14 protein-coding genes are annotated in these 17627 nt (G+C 72.3%); 3 read left to right on the top strand and 11 right to left on the bottom strand.

The genetic code is table 11. The annotated features are described in order from the left end of the window. Positions 1–158: 158 nt before the first annotated feature. The 7 genes from A6F73_RS21105 to A6F73_RS21075 all read right to left on the bottom strand — a co-directional run bounded on the left by A6F73_RS21105 (position 159) and on the right by A6F73_RS21075 (position 8279). Entirely contained in the window at positions 159–1226 is a 1068-nt protein-coding gene (locus A6F73_RS21105) for an adenosine deaminase (protein WP_279634924.1), read from the bottom strand. 64 nt (positions 1227–1290) lie between these two features. Beyond that, the gene (locus tag A6F73_RS21100; RefSeq protein ID WP_063349233.1) at positions 1291–2586 is read right to left on the bottom strand and encodes a DUF445 domain-containing protein; all 1296 of its coding nucleotides are present in this window, start codon (positions 2584–2586) and stop codon (positions 1291–1293) included. 210 nt (positions 2587–2796) lie between these two features. After that, on the bottom strand, positions 2797–4092 hold the full coding sequence (locus A6F73_RS21095) for a nucleotide sugar dehydrogenase (protein ID WP_063349232.1): 1296 nt from the start codon (positions 4090–4092) through the stop codon (positions 2797–2799). Between the two features lie 126 nt (positions 4093–4218). Continuing rightward, complete coding sequence (locus A6F73_RS21090; RefSeq protein ID WP_079135856.1) at positions 4219–5451, bottom strand: glycosyltransferase; 1233 nt, start codon at positions 5449–5451, stop codon at positions 4219–4221. Positions 5452–5580: 129 nt separating this feature from the next. Further along, on the bottom strand, positions 5581–6540 hold the full coding sequence (locus A6F73_RS21085; protein ID WP_063349230.1) for an ATP-binding cassette domain-containing protein: 960 nt from the start codon (positions 6538–6540) through the stop codon (positions 5581–5583). 49 nt (positions 6541–6589) lie between these two features. After that, a complete protein-coding gene (locus A6F73_RS21080; RefSeq protein ID WP_063349229.1) occupies positions 6590–7417 on the bottom strand; it encodes an ABC-2 family transporter protein in 828 nt (275 codons plus the stop codon). Continuing rightward, positions 7410–8279 carry an ABC-2 family transporter protein gene (locus tag A6F73_RS21075; protein ID WP_079135855.1) on the bottom strand — a complete coding sequence of 290 codons (870 nt, stop codon included), beginning with the start codon at positions 8277–8279 and terminating at the stop codon, positions 7410–7412. Before A6F73_RS21075 ends, A6F73_RS21080 begins: the two co-directional genes overlap by 8 nt. 284 nt (positions 8280–8563) lie before the next feature. Here A6F73_RS21075 and A6F73_RS21070 point away from each other — a divergent pair, with 284 nt between their 5' ends. After that, positions 8564–10939, top strand: coding sequence for a transglycosylase domain-containing protein (locus A6F73_RS21070; RefSeq protein ID WP_063349228.1), 2376 nt, complete (start codon positions 8564–8566; stop codon positions 10937–10939). Positions 10940–11019: 80 nt separating this feature from the next. Here A6F73_RS21070 and A6F73_RS21065 read toward each other — a convergent pair whose 3' ends face one another. From A6F73_RS21065 to A6F73_RS21055, 3 genes are all read right to left on the bottom strand, one after another. Continuing rightward, positions 11020–12198, bottom strand: a complete 1179-nt coding sequence (locus A6F73_RS21065) for a winged helix DNA-binding domain-containing protein (protein ID WP_063349227.1) — start codon at positions 12196–12198, stop codon at positions 11020–11022. A 130-nt stretch (positions 12199–12328) separates the two neighbouring features. Next, a complete protein-coding gene (locus tag A6F73_RS21060; RefSeq protein ID WP_079136310.1) occupies positions 12329–12631 on the bottom strand; it encodes a co-chaperone GroES in 303 nt (100 codons plus the stop codon). A gap of 301 nt (positions 12632–12932) precedes the next feature. Further along, the gene (locus tag A6F73_RS21055) at positions 12933–13274 is read right to left on the bottom strand and encodes a DUF3618 domain-containing protein (protein WP_063349226.1); all 342 of its coding nucleotides are present in this window, start codon (positions 13272–13274) and stop codon (positions 12933–12935) included. A 146-nt stretch (positions 13275–13420) separates the two neighbouring features. On the opposite strand from A6F73_RS21055, the gene bcp reads away from it, so the two are divergent. Then, positions 13421–13897 carry a thioredoxin-dependent thiol peroxidase gene (gene bcp, locus A6F73_RS21050; RefSeq protein WP_063349225.1) on the top strand — a complete coding sequence of 159 codons (477 nt, stop codon included), beginning with the start codon at positions 13421–13423 and terminating at the stop codon, positions 13895–13897. Between the two features lie 125 nt (positions 13898–14022). On the opposite strand, the gene A6F73_RS21045 is transcribed toward bcp, so the two are convergent. Then, positions 14023–16434 carry a chitinase C-terminal domain-containing protein gene (locus A6F73_RS21045; protein WP_063351373.1) on the bottom strand — a complete coding sequence of 804 codons (2412 nt, stop codon included), beginning with the start codon at positions 16432–16434 and terminating at the stop codon, positions 14023–14025. A gap of 343 nt (positions 16435–16777) precedes the next feature. On the opposite strand from A6F73_RS21045, the gene A6F73_RS21040 reads away from it, so the two are divergent. After that, the gene (locus tag A6F73_RS21040; RefSeq protein WP_063349224.1) at positions 16778–17605 is read left to right on the top strand and encodes an HNH endonuclease; all 828 of its coding nucleotides are present in this window, start codon (positions 16778–16780) and stop codon (positions 17603–17605) included. The last annotated feature ends 22 nt before the right edge of the window (positions 17606–17627 follow it).

The following is a 17627-nucleotide window of genomic DNA, read 5'->3' as shown; positions in this document are numbered from 1 at the left end:
GCTTCAGCATGGCACAGCAGTGGTGCCATGTCGAGCCATTAATGGCGCCACTTTGGCACCATGTCCGAATGGCGACAGAAAACCGCCCCGCCGGCAGCTGCCGGCGGGGCGGTTCACGGGGCACTTCACAGGGCGTCCACCAGGGCGGACGCCGGGAATCAGGCCTTCCAGCCCGCCAGGTACGCGTCGATCTCGCCGGCCAGCCGCGCCTTGCCCGCCACGTCCAGGAAGGACGCCTCGACCGCGTTGCGCGCCAGCGCCGCCACCCCGGACTCGTCCAGGCCCAGCAGCCGCGCCGCGACGGCGTACTCGGTGTTGAGGTCGGTGCCGAACATCGGCGGGTCGTCGCTGTTGACGGTGACCAGCAGCCCGGCGTCCACCATCCGCTTGATCGGGTGCTCCTCGATCCGCTCCACCGCCCGGGTGGCGATGTTGGAGGTCGGGCAGACCTCCAGCGGGATCCGGTGCTCGCCCAGGTGGTCCAGCAGCGCCGGGTCCTTCACCGACTGCGTGCCGTGCCCGATGCGCTCGGCGCCGAGCACCCGGATCGCGTCCCAGACCGTCTCCGGCCCGGTGGTCTCGCCCGCGTGCGGGACGCTGCGCAGGCCGGCCGCCCGCGCCCGGTCGAAGTAGGGCTTGAACTGCGGGCGCGGCACGCCGATCTCCGGGCCGCCGAGGCCGAAGCTGACCAGGCCCTCGGGGGCCAGGTCGACGGCGAGCCGGGCGGTCTCCTCGGCGGCCTCCAGGCCGGCCTCGCCGGGGATGTCGAAGCACCAGCGCAGCACGACCCCGAGCTCCTTCTCGGCGCGCAGCCGGGCGTCCTCGATCGCCTCCATGAAGGCGACGTCCGGGATGCCCCGCTTGACCGAGGAGTACGGGGTGATGGTCAGTTCGGCGTACCGGATGTTCTGGCGCGCCATGTCCTCGGCCACGCCGTAGGTGAGCGCGCGGACGTCCTCGGCGTCGCGGATCAGGTCCACGACGCTCAGGTAGACGTCGATGAAGTGCGCGAAGTCGGTGAAGGTGAAGTACTCGGCGAGCGCCGCCGGGTCGACCGGCACCTTCGAGCGGCCGCGGTGGCGGGCCGCCAGCTCGGCGACGACGCGCGGCGAGGCCGAGCCCACGTGGTGGACGTGCAGCTCCGCCTTGGGCATCCCGGCGATGAACGCCTCGATGCCCCCCTGGCCACTGGGGTTTCCGATCCGACTTCCGTCCGGCTGGACCACGGTGGTTCCCTACTTCCTCTACGCGCGTACCGACAGGTGCTGGCAAGGATAGGCCGCCCCGGGGTCAGCCTCCGAGGGCGGTCGCGACGGTGTGGATGAGCAGCCCGGCCATGGCGCCGACCACGGTGCCGTTGATCCGGATGAACTGCAGGTCGCGGCCCACGTTGGCCTCGATCTTGCGGGAGGCGTCGTCGGCGTCCCAGCCCGCCACCGTCTCGGAGATCAGCGAGGTGATCTCGGCGCGGTAGGTGTCGACCAGGTACTGGGCGGCGTCCTGCAGCCAGCCGTCCACCTTGGCCTGGAGCTTGGCGTCGGTGGCCAGGCGCGCGCCGAAGCTGCTCACGCCCTCGCGGATGCGCCGGCGCAGTTCGCTGTCCTCGTCCTCGGCCGCGTTCACCACCAGGGTGCGGACGGCCGCCCAGGTGGAGGCGATCAGGTCCTGCACCTCGGGCCGGGCCAGCAGTTCCACCTTGGCCCGCTCCACCCGGGCGATGGTCTCCGGGTCGGTCTGCAGCTCGGTCGCGAAGTCGGCGAGGAAGTTGTCGATGGCGCCGCGGGCCGGGTGGTCCGGGTCGTCCCGGATGTCGGTGACGAACCGCATCAGCTCCTTGTAGACCCGCTCGCCGACCTGGTTGTCGAGGAACTTGGGCGTCCAGCCCGGGGTCTTCTGGGTGACCCGCTGGACCACCTCCTCGTGGTTGGCCGTCAGCCAGCCGTGCGCCCGGACGGCCACCAGGTCGACCACGCCGTGGTGCCCGCCGTCCGCGACCACCTTGCCCAGCATCCGGCCCATCGGCTCGGCCACCGAGGTGGCCGCCGCCCGCCTGGTCACCGCCTCGGCGACGACCGCCTGCACGTCGTCGTCCCGGAGCACCGCGAGCACCCCGCGCAGCGCCGCCGAGGCCTCCTTGGTGACCCGCTCGGCGCTGCCCGGCGCGGCCAGCCACTCCCCCAGCCGCCGGGCGATGCCCAGCGACGCGAGGCGGCCGCGCACCACGTGACCGGAGAGGAAGTTGTCGCCGACGAAGTCGCCGAGCGAGCGCCCGAAGGCGTCCTTCTTGGTCGGGATGATCGCGGTGTGCGGGATCGGCAGGCCCAACGGGCGGCGGAACAGCGCCGTCACGGCGAACCAGTCGGCCAGCGCGCCGACCATGCCCGCCTCGGCGGCCGCCGCCACGTACCCGGCCCAGGAGCCGGCGCCGGCCGCCTTGGCCCAGGTGGCGAGGGCGAAGACCAGGCTCGCGAAGGCCAGCAGGCCGGTCGCGATGGTCTTCATCCGGCGGACGCCATGTCTCTTCTGCTCGTCGGCGGCGGTGAACCGGACCCCGGGGCCCGTACCGCTGAAGGCTTCGTCACTCACCCCGCCAGTCTGCCCGCTGCCCGGCGCGGGTGAGAGCGCGCCCCGCGATCACGCGCCTGGTTGCGCGCCCGGGCACGCCTCGCGCACAGCCAGGCGCACGCCCTGTACCCGCCCACTCACGCCGCGTGCGGTACGCCGTGCCTGCCGACGCGGCGAGCCGCACGCCCGCCAGAGCCTGAACCCTCACCCCTCAGGCCCCGCCCAACATGGTCACGCCCCGCCCAGCACGATCCGCCGCACCCCCTCGACCGCCCACACCGCCGGATCCGTGCACCGCCGCCCGTCCAGCAGCACCCGCACCCCCGGCAGGTCCTCCGGCGCCAGCCCCCGGTACTCCGGGTGGTCCGCCTGGAGCACCGCCGCCACCACCGGCTCCCCCTCGTACGGGGGCAGCCCGAGCGCCGCCAGTTCCCCGCCCCCGTACAGCGGATCGCTGACGTACGGCCGCGCCCCCGCCGCCCGCACCGCCTCGACCAGCGGGAACACCCCCGAGTACGCCGTCTCCTTGACCCCGCCCCGGTACGCCGCCCCGAGCACCAGCACGCCCTGCCCGGCGATCCCGCCCGCCAGCGCGCCGTCCAGCACCCCGACCGCGTACCCGGGCATCTCCAGGTTGGCCTCCCGGGCGGCCCGCACGACCGTCGCACCCGGGTCGTTCCACAGGTACAGCCGCGGGTACACCGGGATGCAGTGCCCGCCGACCGCGATGCCGGGCCGGTGCAGGTGGCTGTACGGCTGCGAGTTGCACGCGTCGGCGATCTCCGCGAAGTCCACCCCGACCCGGTCGGCGTACCGGGCGAACTGGTTGGCGAGCGCGATGTTGACGTCCCGGTAGGTGGTCTCGGCGAGCTTGGCGAACTCCGCCGCCTCCACCGAGGCCAGCTCCCAGACGCCGTTGGGCCGGGGCAGGTCGGGGCGCGGGTCGAAGTCCAGCGCGGCCCGGTAGAACTCGGCGCCGCGCCGGGTCGAGGCGGCGTCCATGCCGCCGACCAGCTTGGGGTAGCGCCGCAGGTCGGCGAAGACCCGCCCGGTGCGGACCCGCTCCGGGCTGAACACCAGCGCGAAGTCCGCCCCGGCGGCCAGCCCGGAGCCGGCCGCCAGCCGGGGCGCCCAGCGGCCCCGGGTGACGCCGACCGGCAGGGTGGTCTCGTAGCTGACCAGGGTGCCCCGGCGCAGCCCGGCGGCGACGGCGTCGGTGGCCGCGTCGAGCAGGCCGAAGTCCGGGGTGCCGTCGGCGGCGGTGACCAGCGGGACGACCAGCACCACGGCCTCGGCGGCGGCGACGGCGGCCGTGGTGTCGGTGGTGGCCCGCAGCCGCCCTTCGACGACCACCCGCTTCAGCGCCTCGTCCAAACCCGCCTCCCGGGGGAACGGCGGCACGCCCTGGTTGACGCTGCGGACGACCCCGGGGGCGATGTCCGCCCCCGTCACCCGGTGCCCCTTCAACGCGAACTGCACGGCCAGCGGCAGGCCCAGCTTGCCCAGCCCGACCACGCAGACGTCCATCGCCCGACTCATCCCCGCACCCCGTTCATCCTCGCGTCCCGTTCATCCCCGCACCCTGCTCATCCCCGCGTCCCCTCTCCTCCGGGGCGCCCGGCCTCCGGGGTCCCCGGCCTCCGGGCCCCCCGCTCACCCCCGGCCCCCGTTCACCGTGTTGGCGAGCCGGCGCCACACCGGGTAGCGCCGCAGCCCGCGCCGCAGCTGGGCCGGCACGGCGCCGCGCCACACCTGCTGGGCCAGGTTGAGCGGCGGAACCTCCACCGGCAGCCGCACCGGCTCCTCGCCCAGCAGGAACAGCTCGTCCGGCAGGCCCAGCCGGGAGTCCCGGAACGCCGGGTAGCCCGCGTAGTGCCGCCGCCCGTCGACGACCACCGGCGGGTCGCCGTGCGCGGCCTCGTACCGGATCAGGTCCCGCAGCGCCTCCGGCCGGACGGCGGCGGCGAGTTCGAGCCGCAGCCGCTCGGCGACGGGCAGCCGCGGGTAGACCGCGCGGGCGTCGAAGCGCTCGATCAGCCGGCCGACCTCGGCGCAGACCTGCTCCTGGACGGCGCCGTCGAGCAGCAGGAAGTCGTCCTGGAGCAGCCGCGGCACGTCCCAGGCGAAACTGCGGGCCCGGATCGCGTCCAACTCCCCGCCGGGCTCGGCCAGATCGGCGGCGACCTGCTGCAACGCCGCGATCCCGCGCAACCGGTCCAGCACCCCGGCCCGCTGGGTGACGTTGCCCAAGTCCTCACGCAGCACCAGGAAGTAGCAGTCGTAGTCGGCGAGGACGGACACCCGGCCCGCCCGCAGGCAGGCCTCCAGAGTGAACGGCTGGTCCGAGAAGACCTTCAACTCCTCGTCGCGGCGCAGCCCGTGGCGCCGGACGAGGTCCATCCGGAACAGCTTGGTGTCGGACAGCGCCCAGGCCAGCGCCGAGTCGGTGAAGCCGACGGACTCGGCGTTGGCGTGGAAGATCCCCTGCGGCACCAGCCGCCCGTTCACCCCGACCTGCTTGGGCACCAGCACGTCCGAACCCCAGGCGTCGGCCGCCGTGACCAGCCGCTCCAGCGCCTCGGCGCCGAGCCAGTCGTCCGCGCCGAGGAACAGCACGTAGCGGCCGCGGGCCAGCGCCAGGCCCCGGTTGGTGGGGGCCGCCGGGCCGCCCGAGTTGGGCTGGTGCACCACCCGGAACAGCCCTGGGTGGCGGGCGGCGTAGTCGTCCAGGACGGCCTCGCCGCCGTCCGTGGAGCCGTCGTCGACGACCACCACCTCCAGCCGCCCGGGCGCCAGGGTCTGCCCGACCAGCGAGTCCAGGCAGGCGGTGAGGTAGGGCATGGTGTTGTAGACCGCGACCACCACGGTCACATCGGGTCCGGTCATCGAGAAGCGCTGCCCTCCGGTGTGCTGTTCGCTGAGCGATGCAACGTCAACTCGGCTGCCCGCCGGGGAGTCACGTGCCCTCCCCGGACGGGTGACAGCGACCGGACACACGTTCAGCGTTCGGGAGGGTCAGCCGATCGCCACCTCCGTGTACATCCGCGCGATCACGTCCTCGATCGCCGGCTCGCGCACCGACAGGTCCACCAGCGGATAGCGCGCGGCCACCGCCGCCACGATCGGCGCGGCGCTCTGCTGCGCCGGGAAGGCCAGCCACTGCCGGGGCCCCTCGACCTTCACCACCCGGGCGCCGGCCACCTCGATCGCGGGCCGGGCCTCGGCCAGGTCGACCACCAGGGTGCGCTCGCTGCGCCCGGTGGCGTGCAGGCCGTCCAGCCCGCCGTCGTAGACGACCCGGCCGTGGTCGATCACCATCACCCGGCCGCAGAGCTGCTCGATGTCGGTCAGGTCATGCGTGGTGAGCAGCACGGTGGTGCCCCGGTCCCGGTTCACCTCGCGCAGGAACTCGCGCACCTTCCCCTTGCTGACCACGTCCAGGCCGATGGTCGGCTCGTCCAGGTAGAGCACCTGCGGGTCGTGCAGCAGCGCCGCCGCGAGGTCGCCGCGCATCCGCTGGCCGAGCGAGAGCTGGCGGACGGGGGTGTCCAGCAGCCCTTCCAGGTCGAGCAGTTCGACGCAGCGGGCGAGGTTCTCGCGATATCGGCGGTCGGGGATGCGGTAGATCCGGCGGGCGAGTTCGAAGGAGTCGCACAGCGGGAGGTCCCACCAGAGCGTGGTGCGCTGGCCGAAGACGACGCCGATCCGGCGGGCCAGCGCGACGCGTTCGCGGGCCGGGTCCACTCCGGCGACGCGCAGCCGCCCGCCGCTGGGCACGAGGATGCCGGTGAGCATCTTGATGGTGGTGGACTTGCCGGCGCCGTTGGGGCCGATGTAGCCGACGCACTCGCCGGCCTCGACGGTGAAGCTCAGCCCGTCCACCGCGCGCACCTCGCGCTTGACCCGGCTGAAGCGGCCGGTGCGGGCCCGCACGGTGAAGGTGCGGCGGACGTCCTCGAGTTCGATCAGTGCCATGGGGGTTCCTTGCGTAGGAGGGGGTTCAGCTACCGGTGCCCCGGTAGGTTCAGCTGCCGGTGCCGCGGTAGGCGCGCAGCCCGGCCCGCCAGGCGAGCCCGGCGGCGGCGACGCAGAGCGCGGCGGCGAGCGGGGAGGCGTACTGGAAGGCGGTGGGCAGGCCGAGCGGGTCGGGCCGGCCGAGGATGTGCAGGGCGGGCAGCCAGTTGACGAAGGCCAGCGGGACGCCGAAGACCACGCCGGCCACCAGTTCCTTGGCGAAGATGGTCGGCGGGTAGTGCAGCAGGGTCGCGCCGCCGTAGGTGAAGGAGTTCTGGATCTCCTTGGACTCGCCCCACCAGAACTGCACGGTCGCGCCGCCGACGTAGATCGCGCCGAAGATGACGCTGCCGCAGACCAGCAGGGCGGGCACCAGCAGCACGCGGTCCCAGGTCCAGTGCACGTCCAGGGTGGCCAGTGACCAGGCGAGCACGGCCAGGGCCTGGATCGGGCGGCCGAGCCGGCGCAGCGAGAAGCGTTCGGCGCACAGTTGGGCGAGCGCGGGCGCCGGCCGGATCAGCATGGTGTCCAGCGATCCGTTGACAATCCGCACGCCGAGGCCCTCGACCGAGCCGACCAGCAGGTTGGCCACGCCGAGGGCGAAGGTCGCGGTGCCGTAGAGGAACGCGATCTCCGGCAGGCGCCAGCCGCCCAGCTGGTCGGTGTGCTGGAACATCAGCACCAGGACGACGAAGTCCAGCGAGTGCGTGGCCAGGCTGGCCACCAGGTTCAGGGCGAAGGAGGCCCGGTAGGCCATCATCGAGCGCATCCACATCCGGGCGCACAGCCACCAGGAGCGGACCGCCCACGCGGTGCGGGGCACGATCGGCTCAGCCACCCTGCACCACCACCTTGCGGGTCGCCAGCCACTGGGCGCCCCGGCCCGCGGCGAGCAGGGCGACGGCCCAGGCGAGCTGGAAGCCGAGCGCGCCGAGCAGGCCGGCGCCGGTCGAGCGCTCCAGGAAGACATCGGTCGGCACCTTCACCAGCGCCGCCCAGGGCAGCACCGCGGCGAGGTCGCCGAGCAGGCCGGGGAAGAGCACGATCGGCAGCAGCATCCCGGAGAAGAACATCGAGACCACCAGCATCACCGAGCGCACCCCGTCCGAGTCGTGCAGCCAGAAGCCGGTGATCGAGGCCAGGAAGCGCAGCCCGAAGCTGACCACCAGCGCGAGCAGCACCGAGAGCAGGAAGACCGCCCAGGTCAGCGGCTGCTCGGGCATCCGGGTGCGGAACACCAGGGCGCCGACGAGCAGCGGCACGGTGCCGCGGACCAGCAGTTGGAAGGCGGCCCGGCCGAGGTCGGTGGCCAGCCACCAGCCCTGGAAGTCGACCGGGCGGTAGAGGTCGACGGCGATGTCCCCGCTGCGGAAGCGGTCCTGGAGGTCGTCCTGGAAGCCGCCGCCCCACACCGCGACGGTGACCAGCAGGGCCTGGCTGACCCAGATGTAGGTGACGGCCTGGCTCTGGTCGTAGCCGCCGAGGCTGGGGCGGGCCTGCCAGAGGGCGAGGAAGGAGGAGGCCAGGATGATGCCGAAGACGGTGTTGGTGAAGGTGCCGGCCAGGGTGGCGGCCCGGTAGGTGGAGTAGCGGCGGAAGGCGCCGCGGGCGACGGCCGCGTAGAGCCCGAGGACGGGCAGGGGTCCGGTGGGATCAGGAGGGCGTGCGGTCCGCGTCTCCGCGGGTGCGAGATTCAGCATATTGTCTCCTTGTCGACAAATACGGGCAGACGGATGCCCGCCGACGTCCGCGCACACCCCAGCGGCTCCGACCGGCCGAACCCGGGGGTACCGGGCCGAACGCGCGGAGCTGACGGAACTGGGTGCGCTGTGCGGGTGCGCTATGCGAGTGCGCCATGCGAGGCGCTACCTGGTTTGCACCTTTCACCGTAGCGCCGAGGACCAGCCGCCGCACCCGATTTCCCCGAGCACGCCAACCCCCCGACCACCCCCTGATCGGCCATCAAATAGCACATAATCGCGGCATGACCTTGAGCACCCGACGCCAGGCCAAACGAGCCGCCCGCCGCGCGGCCCGCCGAGCCCTCCCCCGCTGGCGCCGGCTCCTGCCCACCTGGCGCATCACGCTCGGCGCCCTCACCGCCGCGCTCCTGCTCACCGCCGGCGCCTTCGCCGTGCTCTACGTCATCGTCCCGGTGCCCGACCCCAACGCCCACGCCGTCGCCCAGAACAACATCTACCTCTACGCCGACGACACCACCGAGATCGCCCGCACCGGCGCCGTCAACCGCACCGACGTCACCATCGACCAGATCCCCCCGCAAACCCAGCACGCCGTCGTCTCCGCCGAGGACCGCACCTTCTACCGCAACCGCGGCATCGACCTCAAAGGCATGCTCCGGGCCGGCTGGAACACCCTCACCGGCAAGGGCACCCAAGGCGGCTCCACCATCACCCAGCAGTACGTCAAGAACTACTACCTGACGCAGGACAAGACCATCGAACGCAAGGGCCGCGAACTCTTCATCGCCCTCAAGGTCGACCAGCAACGCGACAAGCCCGAGATCCTCGCCGGCTACCTCAACAGCAGCTACTTCGGCCGCGGCGCCTACGGCATCCAGAGCGCCGCCCACGCCTACTACGGCGTCGACGTCTCCGCACTCACCCTCGCCCAGGGCGCCTACCTCGCCTCCCTCCTCCAGGCCCCCAGCAGCTACGACGTCAAGACCGCCACCCCCGCCAACCGCGAGAAGGCCATCGCCCGCTGGCACTACACCCTCGACGGCATGGTCCAACTCGGCTTCCTCACCGACGCCGAACGCACCGCCACCACCTTCCCCGAACCGATCGACCCCCAGCCCGCCACCGGCCTCTCCGGCCAGGCCGGCTACCTCGTCGGCGTCGCCGACGACTACCTCGTCTCCGCCGGCATCATCGACACCGCCACCCTCAAGGCCGGCGGCTGGCGCATCACCACCACCTTCGACAAGCCCAAGCAGGACGCCTTCCACAAGGCCGTCCAGGACGAACTCACCGACGAACTCGACCCCCAGCGCCGCCCCGCCACCGACACCGACGTCCGGGTCGCCGGTGCCTCCGTCGAAGCCGCCACCGGCCGCGTCGTCGCCGTCTACGGCGGCCCCGACTACGCCAAACAGCCCTACAACGACGCCCTGCGCCAGGACAACCAGATCGGCTCCACCTTCAAACCCGTCGACCTCGCCGCCGGCCTCATCGCCCAACACACCCTCGACGGCCGGCCGATCACCCCCGACACCCGCTACGACGGCACCAGCGAACGCCCCGTCACCGGCGGCCCCACCCCCTACGCGCCGCCCAACGAGGACGACGTCGACTACGGCAACATCACCCTGCGCTACGCCATGGTGAAGTCCGTCAACTCCGTGTACGCGCAGGAGGGCGTCGACGCCGGCCTCGCCCGCGTCCGCGACACCGCCGTCAAACTCGGCATCCCCGACAGCGTCCGCGGCATGGACCCGGCCAACACCTCGATGACCCTCGGCACCGCCACCCCCAGCGCCCTCGACCTGGCCGGTGCCTACGCCACCCTCGCCAACCACGGCCAGGCGAACGCCCCCTGGTCCGTCCTCAAACTCGCACGCGTCCACACCGGCGGCGCCGTCGACGCCCCCAAGATGCCCGACCACACCCCCGTCGACGCCATCGACCGACCCTACGCCGACACCGTCACCGACGTCCTGCGCGACGTCATCGGCCCCCGCGGCACCGGCGCCGCCGCCCTCGACCTCGGCCGCCCCGCCGCCGGCAAGACCGGCACCACCGACTCCAACCTCTCCGCCTGGTTCGCCGGCTACACCCCCGAACTCGCCACCACCGTCGGCCTGTTCCGCGAGAACCCGAAGACCCACGCCAAGGAACCACTGGCCGGCACCGCCGGACTCGCCCGGATCAACGGCGGCACCTTCCCCACCCGGATCTGGACCGCCTACATGAGCGCCGCCCTCGACGGCACCACCACCCAGCAGTTCGACCTCCAGACCGGCCGCGACACCCCCGCCCCCGACTTCAGCCCCAGCAGCAACGCCACCACCACCCCCAGCCCCACCGCCACCACCCCCACCACCGGCGGCGGCAGCAGCGAGGAACCCCCCAGCAGCACCCCCGTGCCCGACACCCCCACCCACGCCCCCACCCACGCCCCCAGCGCGCCCGCCCCGCAGCCCACCACCACCCAGGAACAGCCCAGCCCGCAGGCACCCCAGCCCACCACCACCCAGGAGCAGTCCAGCCCCACCCCCCGACCCACCCAGACCCGGCCCACCCACCCGACCACGCCACCCAGCACCACCGGCGCCACCACCAACCCGGCGACGAGCGCGACACCACCGGCCCAGCGCGCCACCCCGCCGACCCAGTGAGCCGCTTCACCGGCCGCTGAACCACGCCATCGGCCGGTGAACCGCCCGCCGATCGGTGAACCACCCCGCCGGCCGGTGACCTACCCCGCCGCCAACTCCCGCTCCAACGGCGACCGGAACCGCGGCGTCACCCGCACCTCCCCCAGCCAGCCCGCCAGACGCGCCGCCTCCGCCGCGATCGCCGCCCCGGCCTCCGCCCCCACATCACCGAACAGCCGCCACACCACCTCGCCGTCCGGCCGCTGCGCCCAGCCGCCCACCACCCGGCCGCACCACCACACCGTCGGCCCGGCGTTGCCCGCCCGGTCGAACAGCGCCGACACGTCCTCCGGCCGCAGGTACCAGTCCCGCCCCCGCCAGCCCATCACCGTCGGATCCAGCGCCGGCAGCAGCGCCGCCCACGGCTCCGGCTCCGCCACCGGCCCGGCATCCCCCGGCAGCACCAGCGCCGCCGCCCCGCCCGCCAGCTCCACGTCCTCGGCGCCCACGTCCGCCAGCGCCCGGCGGGTGTCCCCCAGCGTCCAGCCCGTCCACCACTTCACGTCCTCGACGGTCGCCGGGCCGTACCCGGCCAGCCAGCGCCGCACCACCTCCGCCTTCGCCTCCCGCACCGGCGCCTCCGGCCACTGCGGCACCGGCGCCCACGGATAGACGTTGCTCAGCCACGACCCGCGCGGACGGCCCCGCCGCACGTGCCCGTCCGCGGCCAGCACCCGCAGCAGCCGACTGCCCACGCTCTGCCGGCTCTCGTACGGCTTGCCCGCCGACATCAGCATCGTCTCGCGCAACTCCGGTACGTCGTCACCGAGTTCCTTCGTCGTCGCCTCGCCGCGCCGAGCCACGGCGGCCAGCACCGCGCGCTCCGCCCCGGCCAGCCGCGCCTCGTCCCAGCCGTCCGCGTGGTCCCGCAGGTGCTTGAGCAGCGTCGCCCGCTCCCTCGCCGCGATCGCCCGCGCCGTCGACGAACTCACGTGCGGCGCGAAGCCCTCCGTCACCGCGAACAGCGTCCGCCGCATCGACAGCAGCTTCACCAGCGTGACGTCCTCGTACAGCGCCCGGTCCACCTCCGCCGCCGACGGCTCGGCCAGCCGCGCGCACGCCGACAGGTACACCGTCGCCGGGTCCGACGCGTGCAGCCCCACCAGCGCGTCCGCCACCTGCTCCACCCGCGCCACCCGCACCGACGGCGCCAGCAACTGCCGCCGCCCCACCCGGGCCCGCCGCTCACCCTCGCCGATCACCGGCACACGCCTCGTCATGCCGGGACCCTAGCGCCCACCACCGACAGGCCCGGCCCCTAGCGCGCCCACCACCGACAGGGCCGGACGACGCAAGGAGCCGGCCGGGGCACCGCCCCGACCGGCTCACGCCACGCCCGTGCTCAGAGGTTCAGAGGTAGAGCCCGGTCGAGCCCTCCGTGTCGCCGAAGCGGGTCGCCGCCACCGCGTGCAGGTCACGCTCGCGCAGCAGCACGTAGGTGGCGCCGCGGACCTCGACCTCCAGCTTGTCCTCCGGGTCGTACAGGACGCGGTCGCCCGGCTCCACCGAGCGGACGCTCTGGCCCACCGCGACGGCCTCCGCCCAGGTGCAGCGCTTGGACAGCTCCGCGGTCGCGGGGATCAGGATGCCGCCGGTCGAGCGGCGCTCACCCTCACTGCCCTCGATCCGCACCAGCACGCGGTCGTGCAGCATCCGGATCGGCAGCTTCTCGCCCAACCGGTCGTGCCGCGCCGCCTCGTACTCGGGTGCGGCGGAGGGGGCCTGCGGGGTCGGTTCGTCGTTCGTACTCACGATCCCGAAGGTACCGCCCCCGGGCACGCGGCGTGACGCTGGCCCGGCATGCGGGAAGCCGCGGCACCCGCGGGGCCGGGCACACCCCCAGGTCAGGGCACACCCTGGGCCCGGACACACCTCCCAGGCCCGGGCACACCTTCCGGCCCGGGCACGCCGAAGGCCGGACGCCTCCCGCGCCCGGCCCTCACCCCGCGCCCGTTCAGCCCTTGCGACGCTTCCGGGCGGAAGCCACCAGCAGCAGCACGCCCACGCCGACCAGCGCGGCCGGGACGATCCGCTCCGTGCGCGGCTGCCCCTTCTCGTCCACGAACTGCGCCCGCACCTTCTCCACCACGCCGTTGGCGGCCACGTACGCCCGGCCGGCCTTCTCCTCGACGGCGGCCACGGCCTTCGCCTTCACCTGGGCGCTGATCGTGCTCGGGTGGACGCGCACGGCCAGCTCGTCCAGGGTGGCCGCCAGCTGGGTGCGGGTCCGGGAGATGTCCGCCTCGATCTGGGCGGTCGTCCGCGCCGACTTGTCCTTCGTGCTCGCCTCGCCCACTCGGGCCACCCCATTCACTTGCTGATGTTGTCCTGTGCGACTGACCCAGTCTGTCAGTTGCCGAGCACGGCCGCGCGACCCCACCCACCATCGGAGGTAAGTTTGCCGTGCTATGACCGCCCGCCCCAGCAACAGGAGATTTACCCGTGAGTGAGCGTCTCCAGCCCGGCGACACCGCGCCCGCCTTCAGCCTGTCCGACGCCGACGGCAACCAGGTGTCCCTCGCCGACCACCTGGGTCGCAAGGTCATCGTCTACTTCTACCCGGCCGCGCTCACCCCCGGCTGCACCAAGCAGGCCTGCGACTTCACCGACAACCTGGAGGTCCTCGCCGGCGCCGGCTACGACGTCATCGGCGTCTCCCCGGACAAGCCGGAGAAGCTCGGCAAGTTCCGCGAGGCCGAGAACCTCAAGGTCACCCTGGTGTCCGACCCGGACCACCAGGTGCTGGAGGCCTACGGCGCCTACGGCGAGAAGCAGAACTACGGCCGCACCTACGTCGGCGTGATCCGCTCCACCGTGATCGTGGACGAGCAGGGCAAGGTCGAGCGCGCGCTGTACAACGTGAAGGCCACCGGGCACGTCGCCAAGCTGCTGCGCGACCTCAAGGTCGAGACGGCCTGACGCTCGACGGCCTGACGCCCCGGCGCCCGGCACCCCGCTCGCCTGGCACCTCGCTGAACGAAGCGGTGGCGGCACACCCCCCGACCGGGTGCACCGCCACCGCCGTCTCTCACCTCAGGGCGCCGTCAGCAGGCCCCGAGGTCGCTCCAGACGCCCCACGAGCCGCTGGCCGCGGGGTCGTCGCCCTTGGTCCACCACTTGTTCTGGTAGTAGTGGCCCTTCCACGACACCTTGGTGGTGGCCGCGTAGGTGGTGCCCGCGTCCCAGCTCGGGGCGGCCGTGCAGGCCCCCGTCGTCGGGGTGGCGGTCGCGGTGGCCGTCGCGGTCGGCGAGGCCGTCGCCGTCGGGGAGGCGGTCGCCGTCGGCGAAGCAGTAGCGGTCGTGGTCGCGGTGGGCGTCGGGGTCGGGGTCGGGGTCGGGGTCGGGGTCGGCGTGCCACCGTCCACCGTGCCCCGGGTCAGGTCGCCCTTGAGCCCGTACAGCGTGCCGTTCACGTTGACCGTCCAGTTCGACGGGGTCGAGACCGGCAGGTAGTAGACGAAGTCCAGGTCCACCGAGGCTCCCGGCGCCAGCGACTGCCAGCCCGGCAGCTTGACCGACACCCGGTTGTAGGTGCCCTTCAGGCCGCCCACGTTGCCCGGACCGGGGTTGTCCTGCCGGATGACCTGGAGGCCGAAGCCGGACTGGTCCTTGGCGTTGCCCGGAGCCGAGTTGCTGTAGTCGAACTGGAACTCGGTGCCGCCCGGCAGGGTCGTCGTCGAGTTGTTGACGATGTGGATCTTCGGGTTGATCGGGTAGTTCGAGTCACCCAGCGCGAAGTTGGTGAACGACACGTCGATCGGCAGGGTCTGCTGCGGCAGCGGGACCGTCGAACGGGTCGCGCCGTACGGCGTGGCCGCCTTGAACTTGTCGTACATCAGCGAGGTCAGCGTCGAACCCGGCACGTACTCGCCCTTGCCGCCGTTGGCGCCCGCGTCCCACTTGTAGTCGCCCGCGAGCTCCCAGATCATCGCGCCGCCGGCGCCCTGGTTGACGATGTAGTCCGCCTTGGCACCCACCGACTGCTCGTCCTCGGTGGAGAGGAACACCTTCTTGGCGTCGTTCCACAGCCACGGCGCCACCAGGCTGCTGCTGTAGTTGCGGGCGTAGGTGCCCTGCAGCGCGGTGTCCTTCACGCCGTACTTGGCCAGGTAGTCGGGCAGGATGCCCTTCTCCAGGTTCTTCGCGTGCCACATCGGGTTCGACCCGGCCGGGGACTCCTTGCCCGCGTCGTCCTTGTCGTTCCAGATGTTGTCGATGCCGACCGCGCCGTCACCGCAGGAGGTCAGGCCGGAGCCGACCGGGCAGGTCGTCGCCGCCGCGGTGCCCCACAGGCCGTTGGTGCCGCCCGTGACGTTCTTGAAACCCCGGGTGTAGTACGGCAGGCCGACGTTGATCCGGCCGCCCGGCATCGCACCGCGGAAGTAGTGGTACGACCAGTCGGCGTTCAGGTAGCCGATGCCGCCGTACTGGCCGGTGCCGTACACGTTGGCCGCCGCCAGCTCGCCGTCCTTGCCGTCGTCGAACAGCGAGGCGTTCGGGCCGACGTACTTGTTCCAGGCGCCGTGCAGGTCGTACGACATGATGTTGACGTAGTCCAGGTACTGCGCCACCTGGAAGGTCTCCATGCCACGCAGCAGGTAGCCGGACGACGGGGCCGCGACCGACAGCAGGTAGTGCCTGCCGTCGGCGGCGCCGGCCCGGTCCAGGTTCTCGCGCAGCGTCTTCATCAGCGCCGCGTAACCCTTCGCCAGCGAGCCGCGCTTGGAGTTGGCGAGCTGCCAGTCCAGCGGGTTGCCGGCGTCCTTCATCGAGGTCGGGTACTCGTAGTCGACGTCGACGCCGTTGAAACCGTACTTGCGGATGAAGTCGACGGACGAGGCGGCGAAGGTGTCGATGCCGGCCTGGTTGACGCTGCCGTCCGGGTTGACGGTCATCGAGTAGAAGCCGCCGGAGTTGACGCGCTTGCCGTCGTCCCCGAAGTAGCCGCCGGTCTCGGTCCAACCGCCCACCGAGATCAGGGTCTTGACGTTCGGGTACTGCTTCTTGAACTTCGTCAGCAGATTGAAGTGGCCCTTGTAGGGCAGCGTCGGGTCCAACTCGGCGCCGGGCACGCCCGGGAAGGAGATCCCGGTGGCCTCGTTGGTCGGGCCGTCGGTGCCGACGGAGAGCTTGTTGTCACCGCCGACGTGGCCGAACGCGTAGTTGAGGTGGGTGACCTTGTCCCAGGGGATGTCGTTCACCAGGTAGGGCTGGTCGCCGTTCTTGCCGGTGCGCCAGCCGGTGAAGTAGCCGATGATGCGGCGCTGGTGGTCCGCGCCCATCTTCTCGCGGCCGCCGGTGTCGTAGACCGAGCAGTACGGGACGTCCACGCCGGGCGTCTGGTACAGGCCGTCGGGGCGACAGGCCCCGTTGTCGACGGTCGCGGACGCCTGCGAGGGCACCGCGCCCAGCGTCGACAGCAGCAGACCGGCCAGACCGGCCGCCGCCAGCGAGATCGCGCCCGCCCGGGCAGCCGGGCTCTTGCGGCGGAGTGCGGCGGTGGGACGCCGCTCCGCCGTGTTTCGGATCAACACTCGGTCCTCCGGGAGAGAGTGTCGGCGCGTGCCTGTGGGGGAGCACGCACGTGGGGGATTGCAATTGGCGCCGAAGCTATGTGGTCTGAACCACATAGGTCAATAGGTCTGTACCAATTGGTAATCAAACCCCCAACCCCGCCGGTCACCCCACCGACGACAACAAGTCACCCCCTGGCCGAAACCCCGTCACCCGTAACCAAATCCCCCACCGATCGTTCGCACACCGGGGGACGGGCGAACCACTGCCCGAAGGGGAACAACCATGCCGGTCAAGTACACCCGCGAACTGCTCGCGTCGCTCGCGGCCGAGTCCAGCAACGTCAACGACATGATGCGAAAGCTCGGCGTGCCGATGGCGGGCGGCACGCACAGCTACCTGAGCCGGCGACTCCGGCACTACGGCATCGACACCTCGCACTTCGCCCAGGAGGGATGCCGCGCCTACAGGCAGCGCCAGTACTCGAAGGAGGTGCTGGCCGAGGTCGCTGCTGCCGCAACCACGCTCGACGAGATGCTGATCGCACTCGACCGCGAACCCAACCAGTACAACCGCTCCTACCTGCGGCGGAAGGCCAAGGCATACGGCATCGACACGTCCCACTTCCCGTCGCCCGGAACCGTCTACACCCGGGAACTCCTCCAGGAGGCCGTCGTGGCCTCGCACAGCGTGGCCGGAGTCGTGCGCTACCTCGACCAGCGTCAGGCCGGTGGCACCCAGGCCCACATCGGGCGCCGCATCAAGGCACTCGGCATCGACACCTCACACTTCACCGGGCAGGCCCACGGCCGCGGCAAGCATGCCCCCACCAGAATCCCCGCCGAACAACTCCTCGCTCAGCGCCCCTGGGGGGCCAAGCGGCTCCCCGGCTCGCGAATCCGTAGCGCGCTGAACGAACTCGGCAGGCCGCAAGAGTGCGAGGGCTGCAGCACCGGCCCCGAGTGGCGCGGGCACCCGATGACGCTGGAGGTGGACCACATCAATGGGGACTGGTCGGACAACCGGCCGGACAACCTGCGGCTGCTCTGCCCGAACTGCCACGCCATCACTCCGACCTACTGCAAACAGAAGTCGAGGAAGCACGCTGCCTAGCGGCTTGGTCGAAGGAAGGTGT

Origin of the sequence: Streptomyces sp. MJM8645 (assembly GCF_001625365.1) — a bacterium.
Taxonomy (GTDB): Bacteria; Actinomycetota; Actinomycetes; order Streptomycetales; family Streptomycetaceae; genus Kitasatospora.
Note: the sequence above shows the minus strand (reverse complement) of the source record. Positions and strands in the feature narration are given on the sequence as shown.

Coding starts and splice junctions, on each gene's coding strand:
- A6F73_RS21095 (WP_063349232.1), bottom strand. CDS start 4,092: ATGGACGTCTGCGTGGTCGGGCTGGGCAAGCTGGGCCTGCCGCTGGCC.
- A6F73_RS21090 (WP_079135856.1), bottom strand. CDS start 5,451: ATGACCGGACCCGATGTGACCGTGGTGGTCGCGGTCTACAACACCATG.
- A6F73_RS21085 (WP_063349230.1), bottom strand. CDS start 6,540: ATGGCACTGATCGAACTCGAGGACGTCCGCCGCACCTTCACCGTGCGG.
- A6F73_RS21075 (WP_079135855.1), bottom strand. CDS start 8,279: ATGCTGAATCTCGCACCCGCGGAGACGCGGACCGCACGCCCTCCTGAT.
- A6F73_RS21070 (WP_063349228.1), top strand. CDS start 8,564: ATGACCTTGAGCACCCGACGCCAGGCCAAACGAGCCGCCCGCCGCGCG.
- A6F73_RS21065 (WP_063349227.1), bottom strand. CDS start 12,198: ATGACGAGGCGTGTGCCGGTGATCGGCGAGGGTGAGCGGCGGGCCCGG.
- A6F73_RS21060 (WP_079136310.1), bottom strand. CDS start 12,631: ATGCTGCACGACCGCGTGCTGGTGCGGATCGAGGGCAGTGAGGGTGAG.
- A6F73_RS21040 (WP_063349224.1), top strand. CDS start 16,778: ATGCCGGTCAAGTACACCCGCGAACTGCTCGCGTCGCTCGCGGCCGAG.